Raw genomic sequence first — 23010 nt, forward strand, 5'->3', positions numbered from 1 at the left:
CCTGACTGGTCCCATGCGGGCCATCAGGGGGGAGGCCCGGCCGGTCTCAGTTCGCCATGGCCGGTGCGGCCAGTGTCTGCACGGCCTCCAGCGCCACCGGCGAAAGTCCTTCCCCGCCCGCCGCCACATGTTCGGCAATCTTGGTGCGCATGCGCGGATCCCAGAATTTGCGGATATGGGTCCGGGTGGCCTCCACCGCTTCGGCATGGGGAAGCTGGGCGAAGGCGGTGGAAATCTGGTTGGCCATATAGACCAGCTTGGTCATGCCGCCATGTGAATGTGTGTCTTGCTGTTCCATCTGGCTGTTCCTCCGTCCGGGTCTTCAGGCCCGCGCGCCGGTGCGGGTTCTTTCCGCAGTGCTGTGCGGAAAGGCGATGCGCCCGGCATGTGTGAAAACTTCAAAGCCATCCGCGCGCGCCACCGCGCACAGGGTGATACCGGCGGCTTGCGCCGTGCGAATGGCCAGCGAGGTGGGTGCGGAAACCGCCATGATGACCCCCACACCCAGAATGGCCGCCTTCTGCACCATTTCAATGGAAACCCGGCTGGTGAGCAGCAACACGCCCTGCCGGGTGTTCCAGCCCTTGCGGACAGCCTGGCCCACCAGCTTGTCCAGCGCATTGTGGCGCCCCACATCTTCCGAAAGCCCGAGCACTCCGGCGGCAGGCTCGAAATAGGCGGCGGCATGCACGGCACGGGTCTGGCGTCCAAGCGCCTGCAGGGGGGCAAGGGCGGCCATGGCGTGGCGCAGGGTTTCCGCATCGAAGCAGGCCCCAGCGGAGACATGGGCCGCCGGTTTTATGGCGGCGGCCAGACTTTCCACCCCGCACAGGCCGCAGCCCGTGGGGCCGGCAAGGGCCCGCCGGCGGGCCGAGAGATGGCGCATCTTCTCCTCGGCGATCCACATGCGGGCTTCAATGCCATCCTCAAGCGTGATGCTCTCGAACTCCAGAATTTCATCCTGATGCGCGATGATGCCCTCTGTCAGGGCGAAGCCCAGGGCAAAATCCCCGATATCGGAGGGGGTGGCCATCATCACTGCATGGGTGGTGCCATTGAAGGTGAGGGCAATGGCGACTTCTTCCGGAACGGTGCGAAAGCCTTGCCCCAGCGCGCTATCCTCCCCGGGCGGCGCCCGCCATTGCAGGCGTGCGACAGGGCGTGCCGGTGGGATAGGCTCCTGCGGTTCAGGCTCCACCGGGTCATGGAAAGGGGCATTCGGCACGGGGCATATGCCGGGGGTGTCAGTCATTCGCGCAAACCTGCCTTCTCACAAGGGCTCCCGCGAGGGTGGCACAGCTCCGCCATGTGCCAAACAGAAAAGGGAGGCCCATGGCGGAAGGAACGCCATGGGCCTGCGGCGTGGTGTGGTTGCCGGCCCGGCAAGGGAGAAGGGGCCGAAACGCGGGGGAGGGGACTATTCCGCCGCTTCCACAGCAATACGCCGGCTTTTGCGGGCAAGATCCTCATAGGTTTCCTGCCAGGGGGTCGGCCCGTTGGACGGCGAGATCTGCACCGCCGTCACCTTGTATTCCGGGCAGTTGGTGGCCCAGTCGGAGAAGTCCGTGGTCACCACATTCGCCTGCGTCTCGGGGTGGTGGAAGGTGGTGTAGACCACGCCCGGAGCCACCCTGTCCGTAATCAGCGCCTTCAGCGAGATGGAGCCGGAGCGGCTTTCCAGCTTCACGAAATCCCCGTCGCGGATACCGCGGTTCTCGGCATCATGCGGATGGATCTCCAGCAGGTCTTCCGGGTGCCAGGCGACATTCGCCGTGCGCCGGGTCTGCGCGCCCACATTGTACTGGGAGAGGATGCGCCCGGTGGTGAGCAGCAGCGGGAAGCGCGGGCCGGTGCGCTCGTCGGTCGGCACATATTCGGTGAGCATGAACTTGCCCTTGCCGCGCACGAAGCCGCCAATATGCATGGTGGGTGTGCCTTCAGGGGCCTTGTCATTGCACGGCCACTGCACCGAGCCCAGCTCCTCCAGCTTCTGGTAGGAAACACCCTTGAAGGTGGGGGTCAGCGCCGCGATCTCGTCCATGATCTGGGACGGATGATCATAATGCATCTCATAGCCCAGCGCCTTGGCGAGCATGAGGGTCACTTCCCAGTCGGCATAGCCGTTCTTCGGAGCCATCACCTTGCGCACGCGCTGGATGCGGCGCTCGGCATTGGTGAAGGTGCCGTCCTTCTCCAGGAAGGTGCAGCCGGGCAGGAACACATGGGCGTAGTTTGCCGTCTCGTTCAGGAAGATATCCTGCACCACGAGGCATTCCAGAGCCGCAAGTCCGGCCGAGACATGCTTGGTATCGGGGTCGGACTGGAGAATGTCCTCGCCCTGCACATACATGCCCTTGTAGGTGCCCTCGACAGCGGCATCGAACATGTTGGGAATGCGCAGGCCGGGTTCATCATCCAGCTTCACGCCCCACAGGGCCTCGAAGGTCTCGCGGGTGGCATCATCCGAGATGTGGCGGTAGCCCGGCAGCTCATGGGGGAAGGAGCCCATGTCGCAGCTGCCCTGCACATTGTTCTGCCCGCGCAGCGGGTTCACGCCCACACCCTCGCGGCCGATATTGCCGGTGGCCATCGCAAGATTTGCAATGGCCATCACCGTGGTGGAGCCCTGCGAATGCTCGGTGACGCCGAGGCCGTAATAGATGGCCCCGTTGCCGCCGGTGGCATAGAGCCGGGCTGCACCGCGCACCAGCTCCGCCGGCACCTTGGTGAACTGCTCGACATTCTCCGGGCTGTGGCGTTCGTCTGCAACGAAGGTGGCCCATTCCTGGAAGTCCTGCCAGTCGCAGCGCTCGCGCACGAACTGTTCGTTCACGAGACCCTCGGTCACGATCACATGCGCCATGGCCGTGACTATGGCGACATTGGTGCCGGGCTTCAGCGGCAGGTGATAGGCGGCCTCGATATGGGGCGAACGCACGATATCGGTGCGGCGCGGATCGATGACGATCAGCTTCGCCCCCTCGCGCAGACGCTTCTTCAGGCGCGAGCCGAACACCGGGTGGCCGTCGGTCGGGTTCGCACCGATGATGAGCACCACATCCGCCCGCTCCACGCTGTCGAAATCCTGCGTGCCGGCGGAGGTGCCATAGGTCTGGGAGAGGCCATATCCGGTGGGCGAGTGGCACACGCGGGCGCAGGTATCGACATTGTTGTTGCCGAAGCCCGCGCGGATCAGCTTCTGCACCAGATAGGTCTCTTCATTGGTGCAGCGCGAGGAGGTGATGCCGCCGACCGAGCGCCGGCCATATTTGGCCTGGATGCGCTTGAACTCGGAGGCGGCATAGGCGATCGCCTCCTCATAGGTCACTTCCTTCCACGGCTCGTTGATGGACGAGCGGATCATGGGCTTGAGGATGCGGTCCTTGTGGGTGGCGTAGCCATAGGCGAAGCGGCCCTTCACGCAGGAGTGGCCCCGGTTGGCCTTGCCATCCTTGTAGGGCACCATGCGCACCAGTTCATCACCGCGCATCTCGGCCTTGAATGCACAGCCGACGCCGCAATAGGCGCAGGTCGTCACCACCGCATGCTCGGGGGTGCCGATCTCATACATGGTCTTTTCATTGAGCGTCGCGGTGGGGCAGGCCTGTACGCACGCCCCGCAGGAGACGCATTCCGATTGCAGGAACGGCTCGGACATGCCGGGCGAGACGCGGGCGTCGAAACCACGGCTGGAGATGGTCAGCGCGAAGGTGCCCTGAACTTCCTCGCACGCCCGCACGCAGCGGTTACACACGATGCACTTGGAGGCATCATAGGTAAAGTAAGGGTTGGACTCGTCCTTGGTGAGGGCCAGATGGTTCTCGCCCTCATAGCCATAGCGCACCTCGCGCAGGCCCACCGCGCCGGCCATGTCCTGCAATTCGCAATCGCCATTGGCCGAGCAGGTGAGGCAGTCCAGCGGGTGATCGGAGATGTAGAGCTCCATTACGCCCTTGCGGATCTGCTTGAGGCGGTCGGTCTGGGTCTTTACCGAAATGCCCTCGGCCACCGGCGTGGTGCAGGAGGCGGGCGTGCCGTTGCGCCCCTCGATCTCGACCAGACACAGGCGGCAGGAGCCGAAGGCATCCAGCATGTCGGTGGCGCAGAGCTTGGGGATCTTGGTCCCGATCTCCATCGCCGCGCGCATGATGGAGGTGCCTTCCGGCACGCTCACGCTCATGCCGTCAATGGTCAGCGTCACCATCTTGTCGGAGGTCACGGCAGGGGTGCCGTAATCGCGCTCGTGAATGGAGATGACGGTATTGTTGAAGTTTCTGGCGGAAACGGTTTCCGTTGGGCGTTCCATGGGGCGTTCCTCCGGGCTCATTCCGCGGCCACTGGCATTTCGGTCGTGTCGCCGAAATCTTCGGGGAAATGGTTGAGTGCGCTCAGCACCGGATAGGGCGTGAAGCCCCCCAGAGCACAGAGCGAGCCGAGCTTCATGGTGTTGCACAGGTCGCGCAGCAGGAAGAGATTGGTCTCGCGGTTCTGCCCCGCGATCACCTTGTCGATCGTTTCCACACCGCGCGTGGAGCCGATGCGGCAGGGGGTGCACTTGCCGCAGCTTTCATGGGCGCAGAAATCCATGGCGAAACGGGCCATTTCGGCCATGTCCACCGTGTCATCGAACACCACGATGCCGCCATGGCCGATCAGCGCATCCTTCGCCGCGAAGGCTTCATAATCGAATGGCGTGTCGAACTGGGAGACGGGCAGATAGGCCCCGAGCGGACCACCCGCCTGCACCGCCCGCACCGGGCGGCCGGATGCCGTGCCGCCGCCAATGTCGTTCACCAGCTCGCCGAGCGTGATGCCGAAGGCGGTCTCATACAGGCCGCCATGCTTGATATTGCCGGCCAGCTGCACCGGCATGGTGCCGCGCGAACGGCCCATGCCGAAATCGCGATAGAAGGCGCCGCCCTTTTCCAGAATGACCGGAATGGTCGCCAGCGAGATGAGGTTGTTGATGACGGTGGGCTTGCCGAACAGGCCCTTGATGGCCGGCAGCGGCGGCTTGGCGCGCACCACGCCGCGCTTGCCCTCAAGGCTTTCCAGCAGGGCGGTTTCCTCGCCGCACACATAGGCACCCGCGCCCATGCGCACCTCAAGGTCGAAATGATAGGGCGAGCCCATCACATTCTGCCCCAGCAGGCCGGCATCGCGCGCCTTGGAAATGGCCTTCTCCATCGCCACGAAGGAGATGGGATATTCCGAGCGGGAATAGATATAACCCTTGGTGGCCCCCACCGCGATGCCGGCAATGGTCATGCCCTCGATCAGGCAGAAGGGGTCGGCCTCCATGATGAGGCGATCGGCGAAGGTGCCGCTGTCGCCCTCGTCGGCATTGCACACCACATAGCGGTGGTCAGCCTCGGTCTGGGCCACGGTGCGCCACTTGATGCCGGTGGGAAAGCCCGCGCCGCCACGTCCGCGCAATCCGCTCTCCACCACCTCCTCGATGATGGCGGCGGGGGTGAGGGAAAGGGCGCGCTCAAGGCCCTTGTAGCCGCCATGGGCCTTGTAATCGGTCAGCGAGAGCGGATCGATGATGCCGATGCGCGCAAAGGTGAGGCGGGTCTGGTTCTTGAGGAAGGGGATGTCCTCCACCACGCCCACACACAGCGGATGCTCCGCCCCATGCAGCATGCCGGCATGAAGCAGATCCTCCACATCGCAAGCCTTCACCGGGCCATAGCCAACCCGGCCGCGCTCGGTTTCCACCTCCACGAGAGGTTCCAGCCAGAACATGCCGCGCGAGCCATTGCGCACGATGTCATAGGTGATGCCGCGGGCGGCCAGCGCATCCTCGAGCGCATGGGCGACCTGATTGGCCCCGCAGGCCACGGCGGTGGCATCATTGGGCACATAGATGCGGTGAACGGTCATCATGCGCCCCTTTCATTGCGGATGCTGGCGGCGATGTCGTCGATGGAGCTCTCGTCCAGCCGGCCCATCAGGCGGCCATCGACCATGGCGGCGGGCGCGCAGGCGCACAGGCCCAGGCAATAGATGGGCTCCAGCGTGACGGTGCCATCATCCGAGGTCTCGCCCATGGCCACGCCGAGGCGGGCCTCGGCATGGGCGGCCAGCGCCTTTCCGCCCATGGACTGGCACGCCTCTGCCGCGCACAGCTTCACCACATGGCGGCCCGGCGGCTCGCGCCGGAAATCGTGATAGAAGGTGACGACGCCATAAACCTCGGCGCGCGAAAGGTTCAGCCTCTCGGCGATCATGGGAATGACCGGGTCCGGCACATAGCCAAAGGTTTCCTGCACCGCATGCAGGATAGGCATGGCAGCCCCTTCGAGATGTGTGAATTCCTCAATCACCTGCGCCGCGCGCACGGTGTCCCAGTCTTCATAGACCGCCATCGGCGTTTGCCTTCCCCACCGGCAGCCCGCAGGCCGCTCCTTATGATCATTTTAAAAAGAGTGTCACAAATGGCGGGGTGATCAATGCAGCAGACACATGCTGCGATAGAACATTTCTATTGTGTCTGGCCGGTTCAGGAGCGGGCGCCGGGAGAGGTTCGGGAGGCTTTAAGAATAACAATTACAGAATAGGGGCTTAACCCCTCCTCCGGTGGGGGCGGAAGAGGGGTGCGAATCATCATATATATAGCCAGATACAGCTCTTTTTGCAGTGCGGCATGAGGCCAGATGCGGCGGATCAGTGTGACAACTTACCCTCTTGCAGAATCGGGGACAGGCGCCGCGCCTCGGCCACCAGTGCGGCGGTGACGGGGCTGGCGGGCTCACGGTGCGGGGCCACCAGACCGATGGAGTAGGAAATGTCCGGCTCGATGATGGGCAGGGTGCGCACGCCGTCCATCTGCCCCAGCGCATCGATCAGCGTTGCCGGCATCACGCTGGCCCACAGGCCGGTGCGCACATGGGCCAGCAGGACGATATTGGAATTGGATTCCAGGGTTGGCGCATCGCAGCCGCCGGCGGCGGTGAGCAGGCCATCTATGATGCGGCGGTTCTGCATGTCCGGTGTCAGCAGCGCCAGAGGCAGGCGCGTGACCTCCGCCCAGCTGATCTCCTTCTGGTCTTCCGGCAGAAGGGCGGCCGTGGTCACCAGCCGGTAGCGCTCGCGATAGAGCGGAACGGTGCTCACCCGCCCCAGCGGCTCATTGTCCAGATAGGTGATGCCCGCATCGATGGAGAGGTTCTCCAGATCGGTCAGGATCTCGGTGGAATTGCGGGAGAGGATGGTGAAGCGCACTTCCGGGTAGCGGGTGCGGAAGGGGGTGATGAGCGTGCTCAGCATCGGCAGGGCAGAGGGAATGACGGCGATGCGCACCGGCCCGTTGAGGCCGCGCTTGAGGGCATCGATATCCTGCCGCATGGCGCGTGTGTCGGCCACGATGCGGCGCGCCCATTCCAGGGTGCGTTCGCCCTCGCTCGTCAGCCCGACAAAGCGCGAGCCGCGCTGCACCAGCAGGACGCCCAGCACATCCTCAAGCTGTTTGATCCCGGCCGAAAGGGTAGGCTGGGTGATGCCGCAGGATTCCGCCGCGCGTCCGAAATGCCGCTCGCGTGCGAGGGCAATGAGATATTCAAGCTTGTCTATCATGGATCCACTATCAGGTTCGCGCCGGTGAGGGCGCAAGCATCAACTTAGGTCCGGTTCAAGGCCGCACCCTGAAAAAAGCCTGAGACAGGCAGGCTTTGGGGCTGCCGGGAGAGGTGCTCGCAAAAATGTGTGTGGGCGGCTGGAACCGGATGCGGCCTTTCATCTTTTCTTAACATATCCGGCGGGCGGTTCCCGGATCATGCCATTCAGGAAAGAGAAGAGGGAGCCATCATGTTTCACTCTGTATTTTCCGGCTCATCCCTCAAGCGCTCCGGTGCCGGCGCCCGTGTCTCGAAATCGGGCCAGGGCTCTGTACTCATTGGGTTTGTGGCCCTGCTTTTCGCCCTGGTGCTGATCGCCACGCCGCCATTGGCCCTGCTGGCGCAGGCGCGCGAGAAGAGCATGCCCGCCCCACCGCCACTGCCGGTTGAAACACGTTTTGCCTGAAGGGGCAGGGCGTGGCCGCGTTAAGCTTGCTGACAGGCAGGACTGGACGTTCCGCATCTCCCCGGTGTATCCGCAAAGGGCAGGAGAGTTGCCGTGTGCATATCGGCCTCATGCCGGTTCATGGCACAGCGGCCATGCGCCTTGCGCAGTTTCCGGGAAGACAGCGAGAGAATGGGGATGAAACCAGGTGCTCATCTTCAGTTGACTGGGCTGGGCTCCGTCACCCTTCGGGCGGTCCGTGTGGCCGCCTGTCTTGGGCTATGGGGCATCACGGGGATTGCTGCCGCCCATGCGCATGCGCCGGAAATCCCGGTGTCCGGGGCGGGCGCGAAAGCCGGCCTTGTCGCGTCCGTTTATGAGACCCCTGCTTCCGTCATGTCCTCTTCTCCCGTTTCAGCGCATGAGCGCGCGGTGGGCCTGAGCATTACGGCCAGCGCACTGTTGCCCGAGCTTGAAAATGGCCTTCTTGCGCCTTCTCCGCGGGTGCAGGCCGGGCAGGTCGTTCGCCTCGCCCAGTGGGGTGGAGGACATCAGGGCCCCAATCCGATCGAGAAATTCTTCTCCACCCTGTTTGGTGGCAAGAAGCAGGAAGCGCCCGGCGGAGATCGCGCACGTATCGTCATCACTCCCGGCAATCAGGGGGGCGATGGTTCAGGCCAGAGATCCCAGCAGGCGAAGAAGTCTGGCGGCGGTGGTTCGGGGGCATTCTGCGTGCGGACGTGTGACGGACGCTTCTTCCCGCTGGGGGCGCGGGTGGACCGCGGTTCCTATGGGGCCGGAGTGTCCAAGTGCCAGTCCATGTGCCCGGCGGCCGAGATGGACCTCTATATGGGCTCCAGCGACATTGCCTCCACCTATAACAATCGCGGACGGGCCTATACGGCCCTGCCCACCGCCTTCATGTTCCGCCGGCAACTGGTGGAAGGGTGCAGCTGCCATGCCAATGGCGGCGAGGGTGGCCTGCGGCATGTAGACATCAAGGATGACCCCACGCTGAAGGCGGGGGATGTGGTGATGACCGAAAAGGGCCCGCGCGTCTTCACCGGCGGCCGGCGCGGCCCGCCTTTCCAGGATTCGGATTTTGTGAGCCCCTCCAGCTTCCCCAAGCTGTCGAAGGAAATGCGCCAGAGGCTGAAGGAACTCACCCTCGCCGCCCGCTGAGCGCGTTTGCGGGCGCGGGCAGGCGGGCCCTGCTCAGTCTGCCGCGAGCAGGGTGCGGATGCGGCCGGCAAGGCTTGCACCTTCTCCGGCTTCCTCATGAAGCACCGGGCGCACCAGCGCCGGAATGGGAGATGACGCCCCTTCCGCATGCGCGGTGATGGCTGCCATGATGGCCGCGAGCGCCTTCAGACTCTCACGCCGGGCGGCCCTGTGCGCGTCTTCATCGCCGCCGGGGCCATGATGGCGCGCTTCATCCTCGATTCGGTTCAGAGCCTGTTCAATCCTCTCCCGGTGCGGCAGTGCCTTGCGGGCAGGCTGGTGGAGGAGCGCGCGGACATGCGCCGCCATGTCCGCCAGCGCCCGGGCCAGCGGGTCTTCAAGCGGGTCTTCACCTGCCGGGGATATGTTTCGGTCGGAGGCTTCAGCCACGGGACTGTCCATCATTCGGTGCGCCGGCCTGTGCCTTCACGCGGGTCAGAAGGGGTTCCAGGTCGGGCTCGGGGTGAATTTCAGATAGCCGAGATTGGCCCCCAGCCGCACACCCACGCCCGAGCGGATGGGCACCACCACCATGCCATCTGACACCATGGCCGACATGCCGAAGCCCGCCACCGCATAGGCCGAGCCGGAAACGCCGCCAAAACGGCGGAACACATCATCCACGCTGCGCAGATTGTAGACGAGGATCATGGTGCGCGCGCCATCGCCGCCAAAGTCCCAGCCAACGGAGGGCCCCTGCCAGTAGATCTTCCGGTCTCCGGCATTGCGGGTATAGAGCACGCCCTCGCCATAGCGCAGGCCGCCGACAAAGGCGCCGGCCCCTTCCTGCCCCAGAATGTAGCCATTGGGCTCGCCCCATTGCTGCACGGCCTTCTCGATCGTGAGGGCGAGGCCGCGCGAGACATTGCCGAAGAAGGAGTGGCCGTGGCTGACCAGCTCATTGCTGGAATAGGTGGCGGGTTGCTGCTGCTGTTGCTGATATTGCTGCTGCGGGTACTGGGCGGTCGCAGGAGCGGCCATGCCGGCCATGCCGCCAAGGGTGAGCGCACCGGCCAGCACGTGGCGCAGCAAGGCCCGGCGTGAGGGAGAAGCAGGGAAGCCTGAACGCAAACGCATGAGCAATCTCGCTGTGAGCTTCAGGAGAGCGGGCTCTGCCAGCGTGAATGCCCGGGGCATTTCATTCCGGCCGATAGCCCGTCTCCTCCAAGGGAGGCGAGGCAGGGACCCGCCGCAGCCTGAATGAGCTTCATCCCGGCCACCGGATCACGCCTCAAGGCGGCAGGCGTCGCATCATGACACCCGATTATGGCGATCCGGTATCAGAGGACGCACCTCCCGGCCGGAACATGCCACTGCATATCCGCGCACAGAATCGCTGTTTTGCCTTAGCGGGTGGTTAATTCCGCCGCCATGAGAACAGACTGTCCGGTTGAAATGTCCGGATTCTGATTCCCAGGGTTGCATGTCATCCCGGCAGGCGCTCAGTTGCGCCGGCCCCAGGCGACGAAGCCATGCACCTTGAAGTCATTTTCCGGGTGGCCATAGGTCAGGGGCGTGCCATCCGGCCGGGTGAGTGTGCCACCGGCAGCATTGATGAGGGCATGACCTGCCGCGCTGTCCCATTCCATCACGGTGCCCAGACGGGGGTAAAGATCCACCCGGCCTTCCGCCACCAGCGCGAACTTGAGAGCGGAGCCGGCGGGAATGCGCTCGGCAACCTCATAATTGGCAATCAGCGCATCGGTCTTCGGGTCGCCATGGGAGCGGCTGGCGGCAACGGTGATGGGGCCGTGCGGCACATTGCGGCATGCAATCGGCTCCCAGCTTTCCATGGCCACGGCTTCGCCGGGGGCGCGGCGGGCGCGGAAGGCGGCGCCGGGGCGGCCGGCAAACAGCATGTCGCGCGCCGGAGCATAGACAATGCCCAGAACCGGGGTTCCATTTTCCACCAGCGCGATATTCACCGTGTACTCGCCATTGCCGGAGATGAACTCCTTGGTGCCATCCAGCGGGTCCACCAGCAGGAAGCGCGGGCCGCAGACCGTGCCGGCGGCATCGGCCTTTTCAGACATGGCCTCCTCGGCCACCACCGGCACATCCGGCAGCAGCTTGGCGAGCGCGGCGCAGATGATGGCCTCGGAAGCCTTGTCCGCCTCTGTCACCGGGCTGTGGTCCTTCTTCTCCTGCGCCGTGATGCCGGCCATCTCGATACGGCGGATGGCGACACCTGCCTCAAGAGCGGCAGCCGCAAGGCCGGCCAGAAGGGGAGCATCAGTGGAGGAGGCTTTGCGCATGGCAGGACTCGTTTTCGGGAGGGCGTGGCGCATCAGGGCCCGCTGCGGCCCCGAAAGTTCAGCGCGTCTTAACGCTGCAAGGCGCAATTGTCGATGCAGTCAGGGTTTCCAAGCTTGTGGCCATGCTGTTTCCCGGTGTATCTGGACTACTCCCGCACCATGTGGAATCGCAGGGTGCTGCCCTATTGAAGAGCGCCTCTCCATGTCTGATGTGAACACGACCGAAGTGACACAGCCTGATGCCATCCCCGGTGTGTCTCATCTTGAACTGGCCGCGATGCTGTGCTCCCGCCTCTGCCATGACGTGATCAGCCCCGTGGGGGCCATCGTCAATGGCATCGAGGTGCTGGAGGACAAGGACGCGGCGGACATGCGCGATGTGGCGCTTGATCTCATCGCCAAGAGCGCGCGGCAGGCCTCCGCCCGCCTCCAGTTCACCCGCCTTGCCTTTGGCGCGGCCGGGTCTGTCGGCGCCCAGCTTGATCTGGGGGATGCCGAGCAGGTGGTGTGCGGCATGATCGAGGATGACCGCACCAAGATCGAATGGAAGCTGCCGCGCGAGTTCCAGCCCAAGAACCGTGTGAAGCTGCTGCTCAACCTGACCTTGCTGTCCAGCTCCACCATTCCGCGCGGTGGCGTTATCCGTGTGGAGCCTCTGGCGGAAGGCGATCTTTCCGGCTTCGTGCTGACGGCCACCGGCACCAGCGCGCGCATTCCCCAGAATGTGGAAGCACTGCTGGCCGGCCAGGTGCCGGAGACTGGGCTCGATGCCCATGTCATCCAGCCCTTCTATGCCGGCATGCTGGCGCGCGATTGCAAAATGGCCATTTCCTTCGCCCAGGATGGCGACACGGTGCGGATCACGGCCAGGCCGGCCTGATCCTCTTCCTGCCATGATCTTCCCTGAGAAGGGGCAGATGAACCTGATCCGGAACCGGCTTTGGCATATGGCGCTGTTGTGGGGGCTGGCCCTCATGCTTGTGCTTGCGCCCATGGCCGGGCCCGGTATGGGCCATGCCCATGCCCATGCCCATGCCATGGCCGGCGCGCATGCAAGCGGGATGGACGGGCAGGGGCCCGGTTTCGCTTCCGCCACCGCTTTTCCGGAAGTGCCGTCTGCAGGTCTGGCGCATCATGACTGTGCGCAGACAGGCGCGGCGGCAGATGCGCCCCGCGAGGCGGCGGCATCTTCCGGGCAAAACCATGGGCCATCAGCGCCCCATTCCCTACAGATGACCTGCTGCGATGGCATCTGCCTCATGAGCTGCCACGGCATTCTCATGCCGCCCGCAGCGTTTGCCCTGCCTGTTGGCAGGGCGCAGGCGCATGAGGCGCGCAGCATGCCCCGCCTGAAAACACAGCCCGCAGATGTGCTGCTGCCACCCCCGCGAACAGATGCCTGACGTCTGCCGCTTCAGGGCGGCCGGACTGTTCCATCCGGCCGGCTGATGCACCATGCGCATGATGGACGTGCCAAGCTTCAGGCCCCGGCCTATGCGCGCCGTGCAGCCCCGCCGGCCTTCATTCTGTTTTTGAGGATATCTCCATGCATATCATGCGTTCTGTTGCGCGTATGGGCGCGACCGCTTCTGTTTTCACCCTGCTGGCTCTCTCTTCCGCCGCACAGGCGGCGGACCCTGCCCATGAGGGGCACCACATGAACCATGGCGCCGCCGCTCCTGCCTCCGCCACCGGACCTGCCGACACACCCTCCACGGCCGCCTACAAGGCCGCGAATGTGAAGATGCATGCCGATATGGACATTCCCTTCACCGGGGATGCGGATGTGGACTTCATGCGCGGCATGATCCCCCATCATGAGGGGGCGGTGGCCATGGCCAAGATTGCGCTGGAACATGGCAAGGACCCGGAGGTCCGCAAGCTGGCGGAAGCGGTGGTGAAGGCGCAGGCCGAGGAAATCGCCTTCATGAAGGCATGGCTGGCCCGCAAGGGTGTGCCGCAGGAGCCGGCCGGTGACGCAGCGCAGCCGGCCCGGGCCAGCAGCACGCCCCACGGCGCGCACTGAGCATGAAAGGGCGCGGGTGGGCGATGCTGCCCGCCCGCGCCTGCCTGTACGTGACGTTTGCGCCCCTTTCAAACGGCAATGCCCCGCACCGGGCGGGGCATCTGAACATCCGTCATTCGTCTTGAAAGGGCGTGCCTGCAGGCCGGATGCGGTCTCAGACCGCAATCTTCTCCATGCCCGCGGCCGGCTCGCGCAGCACATAGCCGCGACCCCAGACGGTCTCGATATAGTTCTTGCCGCCGGAGGCGGTCGCCAGCTTCTTGCGCAGCTTGCAGATGAACACGTCGATGATCTTCAGCTCGGGCTCGTCCATGCCGCCATAGAGATGGTTGAGGAACATCTCCTTGGTGAGGGTGGTGCCCTTGCGGAGCGAAAGCAGCTCGAGCATCTGGTATTCCTTGCCGGTCAGATGCACGCGGTTGTTGTCCACTTCCACGGTCTTGGTATCCAGGTTCACCAGCAGGTCGCCGGTCTGGATCACGGACTGGGCATGGCCCTTGGAGCGGCGGACGATGGCATGGATGCGCGCCACCATCTCGTCCTTGTGGAACGGCTTGGTGAGATAGTCATCGGCGCCGAAGCCGAAGCCCTTCACCTTGTCTTCAGTGTTGGCGAGGCCGGAGAGGATCAGAATGGGGGTCTTCACCTTCGCTACCCGCAGGGAGCGAAGCACTTCGAAGCCCGACATATCCGGCAGGTTCAGATCCAGCAGGATGATGTCGTATTCATAAACCTTGCCGAGATCGACGCCCTCTTCACCGAAGTTGGTCGTGTAGACGTTGAAGTTCTCGGCCTTCAGCATCAGTTCGATGCCCTTGGCCGTCGCACTGTCGTCCTCGATGAGCAAGACGCGCATGGCAATCCCTTTCCTCGCAACTGGTCGAAAAGCGGCAGAAACCGGCTTTCGTTGCTCGGCCGACGGTGTGATTCGCGGTTCGTATGCCGAATCGTTAACAGACCCGGATTCCAGCGCACAAGGGCTGGCGGAAAAAACTTTGTGCATGAGAGCCGAGAGTGACTCAGTTCCATGCACTTAAGCATTTTCCGCCGACACGGGTGCGGCGAACGTCCCGAAAATCTACCACCGGCCCCGGTCAGCGCATGGTGTTCGCTGCCCGATCCGTGAGGCCATCATTAACGAAGGGGGTAAACGATTGGTTTCCAACCCGACGACAAACAGGATTTCGAAGAGAAATGTGGCGTTGGTAACCAAGGGGCAACGGCTGGCAGGTCATGTTCGCTTCCAGAAGGGTTCGCCGGAGTGCGAATCTCCTGTTGAGACATGTAGCGGAGCTGATGGCGATGAAATCGCGAGAGCCCTTGATCCGTGCCAAGAGATTCCAGATGGACGACGTGCGTCGTCGCATTGCGCAGATCGAAGGCATGATGGCTGATTTCGAGCGTATGATCGCGGATCTGGAACGCGATATCGCGACAGAAGAACAGCGTTCAGGGATTGATGACCCCCGCCATTTCGCCTACCCGCCGCTCGCCCAGGCCGCCCGTGGCCGGCGCGATAATCTGCGCAATTCGGTGGATGAGCTTGCCCAGCAGCGCGATGGCGCCCGTGCGGTGCTCACCCAGATCGAGGCTGATCTGGCGCTGGCGGAGGCCGCTGGCGAGATGGAGCGCAGCGGCAAGGCCGATGTGAGCGCCCGCCGGCGCAACTGGCGTCCCGGTGAGGGCATGCGCCTGTGAGTGGCCCGGCCCGGCGCTGCGCCGGGTCGCCCCTTCAGGGCCTTTGAGGGCAGGGCCCCCGGGCTAGGCGATTCTCTCTCCCCTCCGCCATGCGGTGGTCACGGGGATGCGATGCCATGGCCCATTCCATGCCCGCTGTTTGCCGTCTATGGACGGGCATGCGATGTTTTGCACCAAATGCGGGGCAAGTGCATCTGTGCGGTGGACATGGACAGGCCCAAGTGGCATGTTCCCGCCATTCTGGAATGAGGCTGTGGCCGTGCGACTGCTGGAAATTATCTTCACCTGGTGGAACAAGAACACCGTCGGGACCTGGCTGTGGACCAAGCGCTTTGGTGAGTTCGTCGGAAAGGATGAATTCGGCAATCGCTACTACCGCACCAAGGGCGGCAAGATTGACCCGACCCTCGGCTTCGAGCGGCGCTGGGTGCTCTTCAACGGCTATGCGGAAGCCTCCGCCATTCCACCCGGCTGGTGGGGCTGGATGCATCACCGCGTGGACGTTGCCCCCGTGGATGAGAATTACAAGCCGCACCCGTGGGAAAAGCCGCATCACGAGAACCTGACCGGTTCCGCCGCGGCCTATCGCCCGCAGGGCTCGCTTCTGGCTGGCGGCCATCGCCCGCAGGTGACAGGCGATTACAAGGCCTGGACGCCCGGCGAGTGAGGCAACTTCCGGTTTGATGACATGGAAAAAGGCAGGCGGCACTGGCAGCCTGCCTTGTTCGTGTCCGATTACTGGGGGAAAAACAAGGAGCCGGGCCAGATGGTGCGGCCATATCGCTGCTGGCCTGACAGATTGAAGTTTTCCATGCGCTTGACCCGTATCGCTCCGGCTCTTGTCCTGATTTTCTCAGCGGGCTTCACCCACGGAGCGCTGGGACAGAGCAATGATGGTTTCGAGCAGAGCTATCTGCCGCCGCCATCCGGCTTCGGCGCGCCGACAGCACCCACGCCATCGGCCCAAAGCCACACCTTCCAGCCGGGACAGACCTTCGATGCCAGCCCGGATGACGGGCAGCCCGGCACGGGCATGGCCCCGCCGGCCGGCGATGAGGTGGGCACGGTGGCCCCCGCAGGCGCGGCTATCGTGATGCCGGAAGGGGGAGGGGATGTCACCGTCATCCAGCCACCCTCCGTGCGCATTCCCAACCGTGTTGCGGTCTATGCCGGGCTCGACAAGATCACCGGTCGCATCACCTCTTTCGATGTCCCGCTGGGAGAAACCGCGCAGTTCGGCGCCCTGCAGGTGACCCCGCGGGCCTGCTATACCCGCCCGCCCACCGAGACTCAGAACATCACCTCCTTCAGCGAAGTGAACGAGGTGACACTGAAGGGTGAGGCCAAGCGCATTTTCACCGGCTGGATGTTCGCCTCAAGTCCCGGTCTCCATGCGGTGGAGCATCCGATCTATGACGTCTGGCTGATTGGCTGCAAGGCCCCGGCCCCCGTCACGGCTGAAGGCCAGCAGTAGAAATCGGCCGGGCTGGCCAGCGCGTCCTTCAGCAGCTTCTGATACTGGCGCCGCGGCACCTCGATTGCGCCGAGACTGGCCAGATGGCTGGTGACGAACTGTGTATCCAGCAGCCTGAATCCACCGGCGATCAGGCGGCCCACCAGATGCACCAGCGCCACTTTCGAGGCGTCGCGCTCGGTGTGGAACATGCTTTCCCCGAAGAAGGCCCCGCCCAGCCTCACCCCATAGAGACCGCCCACAAGGCGGCCATCCAGCCAGGCTTCCACGCAGTGGCAGTGGCCCCGATCGAAAAGCTCGCGATACAGCCGGCGGATGGGGGTATTGATCCAGGTATTCTCGCGCCCCTTCTGCGGGGCCGCGCATGCGGCAATCACGGCATCAAAATCCGAATCCACCCGCACCTCGAACTTGTCCGAGCGCACGGTGCGGGCAAGGCGGGAGGGGATATGGAAACCATCCAGCGGGATGATGCCGCGCTGCTCGGGCTCCACCCAGTACAGGCCGGGATCATCCGCGCTGTCCGCCATGGGGAAGATGCCGCAAGCATAGGCCTTCAGAAGCACATCCGAGGTGATCTGGAAGCTGTCATCGCCGCTATGTGTCATGGCTGGGCCTGGATTGGTTTCGAGCGTAGTGAATGCCATTTTGCGTGAAAGGAGCGCACCCGTGCTGGAAGCGTGGGAACTCCTGAGACACAAAGGTGCCGTATCACAGGGCGGGCGGATCTGAAGCGGATTGTAAAAAAGCCGGGCTGCATGGCGGCCCGGCTTTTTTAATCAGCTATGAAGCAGCCAGAACATGGCCTTTTCGCCGGGGCGAGTCATCACCCCGGATGGGTCACTTCTTGAGGCTGGCCTCGATTGCCGCGCCAAGGCCCTTGAAGGAAACCGGCAGGATGATGGGCCGTTCCTGACCCGCGGCGAACACCAGTTCACCCTTGCCATCGCTGCCCTTCAGCGCCTTGATCTGCGCTTCGCTGAGCTGCACGGAAGCGGTGCATTCACGTCCGCAGCGCTTGTAGGTGAGCACGATATCGTCCACACCGTCCACCTTCAGCACCACATTGGACGGCAGCCACACACCCGGGGGCACCTGTGCAACCAGATGCACCGGATCATCCTTGCGGGCATTCACGGCAATATGGGCGAGAATGTTCTTCTGGTCCGCCGTCTGCAGGGTCTGCACGGCTTCACAGATCTTCTCCTCGCCATCACCACGGCAGCGCACGGCCCAGTCATCATGCACGGAAAGGGTCCGCGTGGTCTGCGCGACCTGCTGGATCGCCGGGGCTGCGGCAGGGGCTTCCTGCGGCTTGTCCGCCGCGCTGGCGGGAAGCGCAAGGGTCATTGCGCACAGCCCCAGGGCCGCGGCAAGGCTGTTGCGAAGATGAACCTGCATCGTCGTGCCTTTCTGCATCATCGTGCGCGTTTCGTATCCGGCCCGGTTGCGGGTGCAGGCGGCATCCGCGAACAGGGGTCAATCCATTTCAGCTCACCGGCAGCAGGCATGCCGCGGCCGGCGAGGGTGATCATGTGCCGCCAACCTACTTCAGCACAATCTTGCCGTCGATATCCGCAAGGAAATGCTCAAGCCAGTGGATGTCATATTGCCCTTCCAGAATATCCCGCGTGCGCACCAGCGTGCGGAACAGGGGAAGGGTGGTGTCGATGCCATCCACCACGAACTCGTCCAGCGCGCGGCGCAGACGGTTCAGGCATTCCTCGCGGGTGCGCCCGTGCACGATGAGCTTGCCGACGAGGCTGTCATAGTGCGGAGGTATCATATAGCCCTGGAAGGCGTTGGAATCGACCCGCACACCCAGGCCACCCGGCACATGATAATGGGTGATGCGCCCCGGTGAGGGCCGGAAGCTGGTGGGGTGCTCGGCATTCACGCGGCATTCGATGGCATGGCCATCAATGACGATGTCTTCCTGCTTCAGGGTCAGCGGCTCGCCGGCGGCCACGCGGATCTGCTCATTGATGAGATCAATGCCGGTGACCATCTCGGTGATGGGATGCTCGACCTGAATACGCGTGTTCATTTCAATGAAATAGAACTCGCCATTCTCATACAGGAACTCGATCGTGCCGACGCCGAGATATTTGAGCTCGCGCATGGCCTTGGCGCAGGTCTCGCCGATCTGGGCACGCTGGGCGGCGGTGATGACCGGGGAGGGGGCTTCCTCCCACACCTTCTGGTGACGGCGCTGGAGGGAGCAGTCCCGCTCACCCAGATGGATGGCGTTGCCCTTGCCGTCTCCCAGCACCTGCACCTCGATATGGCGCGGCGTGGAAAGATACTTCTCCAGATAGACCGCATCATCACCAAAGGCGGCCTTGGCCTCGATCCGCGCGGTGGAAAGGGCGGAGGAAAGGTCTTCCTTGGTAAAGGCCACCTTCATGCCGCGCCCGCCGCCGCCCGCCGCCGCCTTCACCAGAACCGGGAAGCCGATCTCGGCCGCGACGCGGAGCGCCTCGGCATCATCCGTGATGCCGCCATCGGAACCGGGGACAACCGGAATGCCAAGCGCCTGGGCGGTTTTCTTGGCCTCGATCTTGTCACCCATGATGCGGATATGTTCCGCCTTGGGGCCGATGAAGTGGATGTCGTGATCAAACAGGATCTCGGCAAAGCGGGCATTTTCGGCCAGAAAGCCATAGCCGGGATGCACGGCATCCGCCCCCGTGATCTCGCAGGCGGCGAGCAGGGAGGGAATGTTGAGATAGCTTTCGCGCGCCAGCGGGGGGCCAATGCACACGCTCTCATCGGCAAGGCGCACATGCATGGCGTCCGCATCGGCGGTGGAATGTACCGCAACGGTGGCGATACCCAGCTCCTTGCAGGCGCGCAGGATGCGCAGGGCGATCTCGCCGCGGTTGGCGATCAGGATTTTCTTGAACATCTGCCGACCCTCTGGTGCGCGCGTCATTCGATGATCAGCAGCGGCTCACCATATTCCACCGGCTGGGCATTGCCCACCAGAACACGGGTGACCGTGCCCGAGCGCGGGGCGGGAATGGCGTTCATGGTCTTCATCGCTTCCACGATCAGGACGGTGTCGCCTTCCTTCACGGTGGAGCCGATATCCACAAAGTTCGGGGCGCCGGGCTCGGGGGCAAGATAGGCGGTGCCAACCATGGGGGAGGGCACGGCGCCGGGATGCTTGGCCAGATCCGCAACGGGAGCCTCGGCCGCAGCGGCGGGGGCGGCATGGGCTGCGGGCGCGGCCAGCGGCGCTGGTGCCGGCGCATATTGCGCGACAGTGACCGGAGCCGGGCTGCGCAGGACGCGAATCCGCAGATCCTCGTGCTGCACTTCGATTTCGGTCAGGTCGCTTTCGGAAAGCAGCTTGGCGATTTCCTTGACGAGGTCGGTATCAAACGGGGTTTTGGAAGGCTTCATCATGTTCCTGCTCTTGCCGGCCACCGGGCCGCACGAGGGCTAGAGTGAAGGGGCGCGCCGCTCAGGCCGCAAGCCCCGCCAGCGCCGCAATGCCAAGGGCGTAGCTCTGCGGGCCGAACCCGCAGATGACCCCCTTCGCCACGGGCGAAAGATAGGAGTGGTGCCGGAACGCCTCACGGGCGAACACATTGGACAGATGCACCTCGATGGTGGGCACCTGCACCGCCGCGATGGCATCGCGCAGCGCCACGGATGTATGGGTGTAGGCTCCGGCGTTCAGCACAATTCCGAAAGAGCCCCGCGCCGCATGGATCAGGTCGACCAGAGCACCTTCGCTGTTGGTCTGCCGGAAGATGAGCGCGAAGCCAAAACGTTCCGCCTCACGCTGGCACAGCGCCTCCACATCGGCAAGGGTTTCGGAGCCGTAGAGATGCGGCTCCCGCGTGCCGAGGAGGTTGAGGTTGGGTCCGTTTAGAACGTGGACGGTATCAGACATCCTGCCAGATCTGCTGTCGGCCCCACTTGGCCGGATCGCATGCGGTTATAGGAGCGCTCCGCCCACAAGGAAAGAGCGCCCCGCCTTCATAAGTCATTTTCCCTTGGCTTTGGTTTAAAAGCGGCAAGGGCTGGTAAAGGGGTCACTCCTTCGCCTTCTCGCGGCTGGCGGCGATGGCCTCCTTGAGCTTGCCGGCCCCAACCGCGCCCACCACCACGCTGTCACCCACAATGTAGGAGGGCGTGCCGTTCAGACCCAGCGCGGAGGCGATCTGCATGCTTTCGTCCAGGGTGGCGTTCAGCTCGGGGGAGCGGACATTCTTTTCCAGCTCGGCCGTGTCGATGCCGACTTCCTTGGCCGCCTCAAGAGCCTTTTCCCGGTCGATCGGGCCGTCCTTGGCGAACAGGGCCTGATGGAAGTCATAATATTTGTCCGGCGCGACCATGCGCACGGTGATGCCGACCTGTGCAGCCTCCACGGAGGGCTGGCCGAGCACCGGGAACTCGCGCAGGACCACGCGCAGATTGGGATCATCCTTGATCAGCTGCTTGAGGTCTGCCAGCGCCTTGCGGCAATAGCCGCAATTGTAGTCGAAGAATTCCACAAGGGTCACATCACCCTTCGGGTTGCCGATGACCACATTGCGCGGGCTTTCAAACACCAGCTCCTTCACGCTTTCCAGCGCCTTGCCGCGCTGGGCGGCCTGGGCATCATTATGGCGGGCCTCCAGAACGGTGATGGCTTCCTCCAGCACCTCCGGATTGGTGATGATATATTCGCGGATGATGGTGCCGAGTTCCTTCTTCTCTTCATCCGTGAAGGCGGCGGCGGGCGTGATGGCGGCCGTGGTGGCGAGAGCGCCGGCCAGCACCAGCGGGGCAAGACGGCCGCCGGGGCGGAGAAAGTGGAACATGCGCTTATCCATGATGATGCAACTTCTGTAGTTCAGCGGCGCGATGATGATTTCGGCGTCACCGGTGGGTCGAGTTTGATGATGTCATCGGCTTTCAGCCAGCCGGGGGACCCCTTGGGAAAGCCCTGTCTGGCGCGGGCGGCCAGCTGCCGGGCGGTTTGATAGTCACCGCTTGCCCAGGCCGCATTGGCGGATGCAAGGTCGGCGTTCGGCCGGTCTCCCCGCTTGCCATAGGCTATGGCGAGGGAGCGCCAGGCGGAAGGGGAATCCGGGTCGCGCAGGGTGGCGATCACCAGTTCGCGGATGGCATCCTGCGTATTGGCCCCGCCCTTGCCGGTGCTGGCGCCCGCATTTGTCCGGCCGCCCTGCGCTGCCGCGCCGCCTTGCCCGGACTGGACAAGCGCCTGCCCCAGCATGGCGCGAATCAGCGGATGGCCATTGCTCAACTCCACCGCCCGCCGCAGCGGGGCAACCGCCTGCGCCGCCCTTCCGCCTTCCAGAAGGGCCTGGCCTTTCAGCTCATGAAAATAGGGGTTTTCGGGCTGGCGGGCGATGAGGGCGTCAATCTGCGTCACGGCCTTGTTCAGGTCGCCATAGATATAGGCGGAAATGGCGCGGGCATAATCCGCGGGCAGGGAGGTATCGGAGGCCGGATATTTGCGGTTGACCGTTTCCGGCCGCTCGGTGAAGCCCACCAGCTTGGCGCGCATCAGATCATGGCGGGCCTGAAGGGCGGGCGGGTCCTTCTTGTGGAAATAGGGGCTCTTGCGGGCGAGCTGTTCCAGCGTGCCGATACGCTCGCGCGCCATGGGGTGGGAGAGCATGTAGGGGTCGATCCGCTGGCTCATGAAGAGCTGGTCGTTCTGGAGGCGGGCGAAGGTCTCCAGCATGCCCTTGGCGGACTGGCCGGTCTTGGTGAGGTAGCTCACGGCGGCCCGGTCCGCGGCCTGCTCCTCTCCACGCTGATAGGAAAGGATGGAACGGCGGGCCATTTCCTGCGGCAGGCTCATGCCGGCCGCGGCGGCATTGCCCAGATTGCGCCCGTCCGCTCCGGCGGCGGCGCCGGCGGCCACGCCTGCGCCGGCCAGCATCATGGCGACAATGGCCATGGTCTGCGCCCCGGCGATCTGCTCGCGCATGCGGGCCAGATGTCCGCCGGCGATATGGCCGCTTTCATGCGCCAGCACGCCGATGATCTGGTTCGGCGTCTGCGAGTCCATCAGCGCGCCGGTATTGACGAAAATGCGCCGGCCATCCGCCACGAAGGCGTTGAAGGCGCGATCGGGAATCAGCACCACCTCGATATTCTGGGAGCCGAGGCCGGCCGCCTTCAGAATGGGGCGGGTATATTCATTGAGCAGGGTTTCGATTTCGGCATCACGGATGATGGACTGGGTGCGTCCACCGCCCGATTGGGCCGAGGCGCCGTGCAGGGGCAGGGCCGCCACGGCCGCCACCGCCAGCATGCGCGCGCCTCTCGTGCACAGGCGGCGCAGGAGGGAGGCGCGCGGGGCA

The 23010-nt window shown here is 64.1% G+C and carries 25 protein-coding genes; 8 read left to right on the forward strand and 17 right to left on the reverse strand.

What is annotated here, in order from left to right; all coding sequences use genetic code 11:
* Positions 1–46 precede the first annotated feature (46 nt).
* The 6 genes from ACT6QG_RS08685 to ACT6QG_RS08710 all read right to left on the reverse strand — a co-directional run bounded on the left by ACT6QG_RS08685 (position 47) and on the right by ACT6QG_RS08710 (position 7578).
* A complete protein-coding gene (locus ACT6QG_RS08685) occupies positions 47–298 on the reverse strand; it encodes a formate dehydrogenase subunit delta (RefSeq protein WP_444977175.1) in 252 nt (83 codons plus the stop codon).
* 24 nt (positions 299–322) lie between these two features.
* The gene (fdhD, locus tag ACT6QG_RS08690; RefSeq protein WP_444977176.1) at positions 323–1252 is read right to left on the reverse strand and encodes a formate dehydrogenase accessory sulfurtransferase FdhD; all 930 of its coding nucleotides are present in this window, start codon (positions 1250–1252) and stop codon (positions 323–325) included.
* Positions 1253–1417: 165 nt separating this feature from the next.
* Positions 1418–4204, reverse strand: a complete 2787-nt coding sequence (gene fdhF / locus ACT6QG_RS08695) for a formate dehydrogenase subunit alpha (protein WP_444977433.1) — start codon at positions 4202–4204, stop codon at positions 1418–1420.
* A gap of 119 nt (positions 4205–4323) precedes the next feature.
* The gene (locus ACT6QG_RS08700; RefSeq protein WP_444977434.1) at positions 4324–5886 is read right to left on the reverse strand and encodes a formate dehydrogenase beta subunit; all 1563 of its coding nucleotides are present in this window, start codon (positions 5884–5886) and stop codon (positions 4324–4326) included.
* On the reverse strand, positions 5886–6371 hold the full coding sequence (locus tag ACT6QG_RS08705; RefSeq protein ID WP_444977177.1) for a formate dehydrogenase subunit gamma: 486 nt from the start codon (positions 6369–6371) through the stop codon (positions 5886–5888). Before ACT6QG_RS08705 ends, ACT6QG_RS08700 begins: the two co-directional genes overlap by 1 nt.
* A gap of 298 nt (positions 6372–6669) precedes the next feature.
* A complete protein-coding gene (locus ACT6QG_RS08710) occupies positions 6670–7578 on the reverse strand; it encodes a LysR family transcriptional regulator (RefSeq protein WP_444977178.1) in 909 nt (302 codons plus the stop codon).
* Positions 7579–7809: 231 nt separating this feature from the next.
* Between ACT6QG_RS08710 and ACT6QG_RS08715 the strand changes: the two genes are divergently transcribed.
* Complete coding sequence (locus tag ACT6QG_RS08715) at positions 7810–8025, forward strand: hypothetical protein (RefSeq protein ID WP_444977179.1); 216 nt, start codon at positions 7810–7812, stop codon at positions 8023–8025.
* A gap of 177 nt (positions 8026–8202) precedes the next feature.
* On the forward strand, positions 8203–9186 hold the full coding sequence (locus ACT6QG_RS08720) for a DUF2865 domain-containing protein (protein WP_444977180.1): 984 nt from the start codon (positions 8203–8205) through the stop codon (positions 9184–9186).
* Positions 9187–9219: 33 nt separating this feature from the next.
* On the opposite strand, the gene ACT6QG_RS08725 is transcribed toward ACT6QG_RS08720, so the two are convergent.
* The 3 genes from ACT6QG_RS08725 to cysQ all read right to left on the reverse strand — a co-directional run bounded on the left by ACT6QG_RS08725 (position 9220) and on the right by cysQ (position 11480).
* Entirely contained in the window at positions 9220–9630 is a 411-nt protein-coding gene (locus ACT6QG_RS08725) for a hypothetical protein (protein ID WP_444977181.1), read from the reverse strand.
* A gap of 30 nt (positions 9631–9660) precedes the next feature.
* Positions 9661–10302 carry a DUF1134 domain-containing protein gene (locus ACT6QG_RS08730; protein WP_444977182.1) on the reverse strand — a complete coding sequence of 214 codons (642 nt, stop codon included), beginning with the start codon at positions 10300–10302 and terminating at the stop codon, positions 9661–9663.
* A 365-nt stretch (positions 10303–10667) separates the two neighbouring features.
* Positions 10668–11480, reverse strand: a complete 813-nt coding sequence (gene cysQ, locus ACT6QG_RS08735) for a 3'(2'),5'-bisphosphate nucleotidase CysQ (RefSeq protein ID WP_444977183.1) — start codon at positions 11478–11480, stop codon at positions 10668–10670.
* Between the two features lie 202 nt (positions 11481–11682).
* Between cysQ and chpT the strand changes: the two genes are divergently transcribed.
* The 3 genes from chpT (at position 11683) to copM (ending at position 13506) form a co-directional block, all read left to right on the forward strand.
* The gene (gene chpT / locus ACT6QG_RS08740) at positions 11683–12360 is read left to right on the forward strand and encodes a histidine phosphotransferase ChpT (protein ID WP_444977184.1); all 678 of its coding nucleotides are present in this window, start codon (positions 11683–11685) and stop codon (positions 12358–12360) included.
* 37 nt (positions 12361–12397) lie between these two features.
* Entirely contained in the window at positions 12398–12883 is a 486-nt protein-coding gene (locus ACT6QG_RS08745; protein WP_444977185.1) for a hypothetical protein, read from the forward strand.
* 152 nt (positions 12884–13035) lie between these two features.
* Positions 13036–13506, forward strand: coding sequence for a CopM family metallochaperone (copM, locus tag ACT6QG_RS08750; protein WP_444977186.1), 471 nt, complete (start codon positions 13036–13038; stop codon positions 13504–13506).
* Positions 13507–13660: 154 nt separating this feature from the next.
* Here the strand turns inward: copM and ctrA are convergent, their stop codons facing one another.
* Positions 13661–14362: a response regulator transcription factor CtrA gene (ctrA, locus tag ACT6QG_RS08755; protein WP_444977187.1), complete on the reverse strand. Its 702-nt coding sequence runs from the start codon at positions 14360–14362 to the stop codon at positions 13661–13663.
* Between the two features lie 446 nt (positions 14363–14808).
* Here ctrA and ACT6QG_RS08760 point away from each other — a divergent pair, with 446 nt between their 5' ends.
* From ACT6QG_RS08760 to ACT6QG_RS08770, 3 genes are all read left to right on the forward strand, one after another.
* Positions 14809–15204, forward strand: a complete 396-nt coding sequence (locus ACT6QG_RS08760) for a flagellar export protein FliJ (RefSeq protein WP_444977188.1) — start codon at positions 14809–14811, stop codon at positions 15202–15204.
* Between the two features lie 259 nt (positions 15205–15463).
* A complete protein-coding gene (locus ACT6QG_RS08765; RefSeq protein ID WP_444977189.1) occupies positions 15464–15871 on the forward strand; it encodes an NADH:ubiquinone oxidoreductase subunit NDUFA12 in 408 nt (135 codons plus the stop codon).
* Positions 15872–16015: 144 nt separating this feature from the next.
* On the forward strand, positions 16016–16678 hold the full coding sequence (locus ACT6QG_RS08770) for a DUF2155 domain-containing protein (RefSeq protein WP_444977190.1): 663 nt from the start codon (positions 16016–16018) through the stop codon (positions 16676–16678).
* On the opposite strand, the gene aat is transcribed toward ACT6QG_RS08770, so the two are convergent.
* The 7 genes from aat to ACT6QG_RS08805 all read right to left on the reverse strand — a co-directional run bounded on the left by aat (position 16615) and on the right by ACT6QG_RS08805 (position 22961).
* Positions 16615–17286, reverse strand: coding sequence for a leucyl/phenylalanyl-tRNA--protein transferase (aat, locus tag ACT6QG_RS08775; protein ID WP_444977191.1), 672 nt, complete (start codon positions 17284–17286; stop codon positions 16615–16617). The genes ACT6QG_RS08770 and aat overlap by 64 nt on opposite strands.
* 232 nt (positions 17287–17518) lie before the next feature.
* Positions 17519–18079 (reverse strand): invasion associated locus B family protein, encoded by a 561-nt coding sequence (locus ACT6QG_RS08780; RefSeq protein WP_444977192.1) that lies wholly within the window; start codon positions 18077–18079, stop codon positions 17519–17521.
* A 145-nt stretch (positions 18080–18224) separates the two neighbouring features.
* Complete coding sequence (gene accC, locus ACT6QG_RS08785; protein WP_444977193.1) at positions 18225–19586, reverse strand: acetyl-CoA carboxylase biotin carboxylase subunit; 1362 nt, start codon at positions 19584–19586, stop codon at positions 18225–18227.
* Between the two features lie 23 nt (positions 19587–19609).
* Positions 19610–20086, reverse strand: a complete 477-nt coding sequence (accB, locus tag ACT6QG_RS08790; protein WP_444977435.1) for an acetyl-CoA carboxylase biotin carboxyl carrier protein — start codon at positions 20084–20086, stop codon at positions 19610–19612.
* Between the two features lie 61 nt (positions 20087–20147).
* Positions 20148–20582 carry a type II 3-dehydroquinate dehydratase gene (gene aroQ / locus ACT6QG_RS08795; RefSeq protein ID WP_444977194.1) on the reverse strand — a complete coding sequence of 145 codons (435 nt, stop codon included), beginning with the start codon at positions 20580–20582 and terminating at the stop codon, positions 20148–20150.
* A 142-nt stretch (positions 20583–20724) separates the two neighbouring features.
* Complete coding sequence (locus tag ACT6QG_RS08800; RefSeq protein WP_444977195.1) at positions 20725–21495, reverse strand: DsbA family protein; 771 nt, start codon at positions 21493–21495, stop codon at positions 20725–20727.
* A 32-nt stretch (positions 21496–21527) separates the two neighbouring features.
* A complete protein-coding gene (locus tag ACT6QG_RS08805) occupies positions 21528–22961 on the reverse strand; it encodes a M48 family metalloprotease (protein WP_444977436.1) in 1434 nt (477 codons plus the stop codon).
* Positions 22962–23010 lie beyond the last annotated feature (49 nt).

This window comes from Haloleucobacter ellipsoideus, assembly GCF_052491725.1.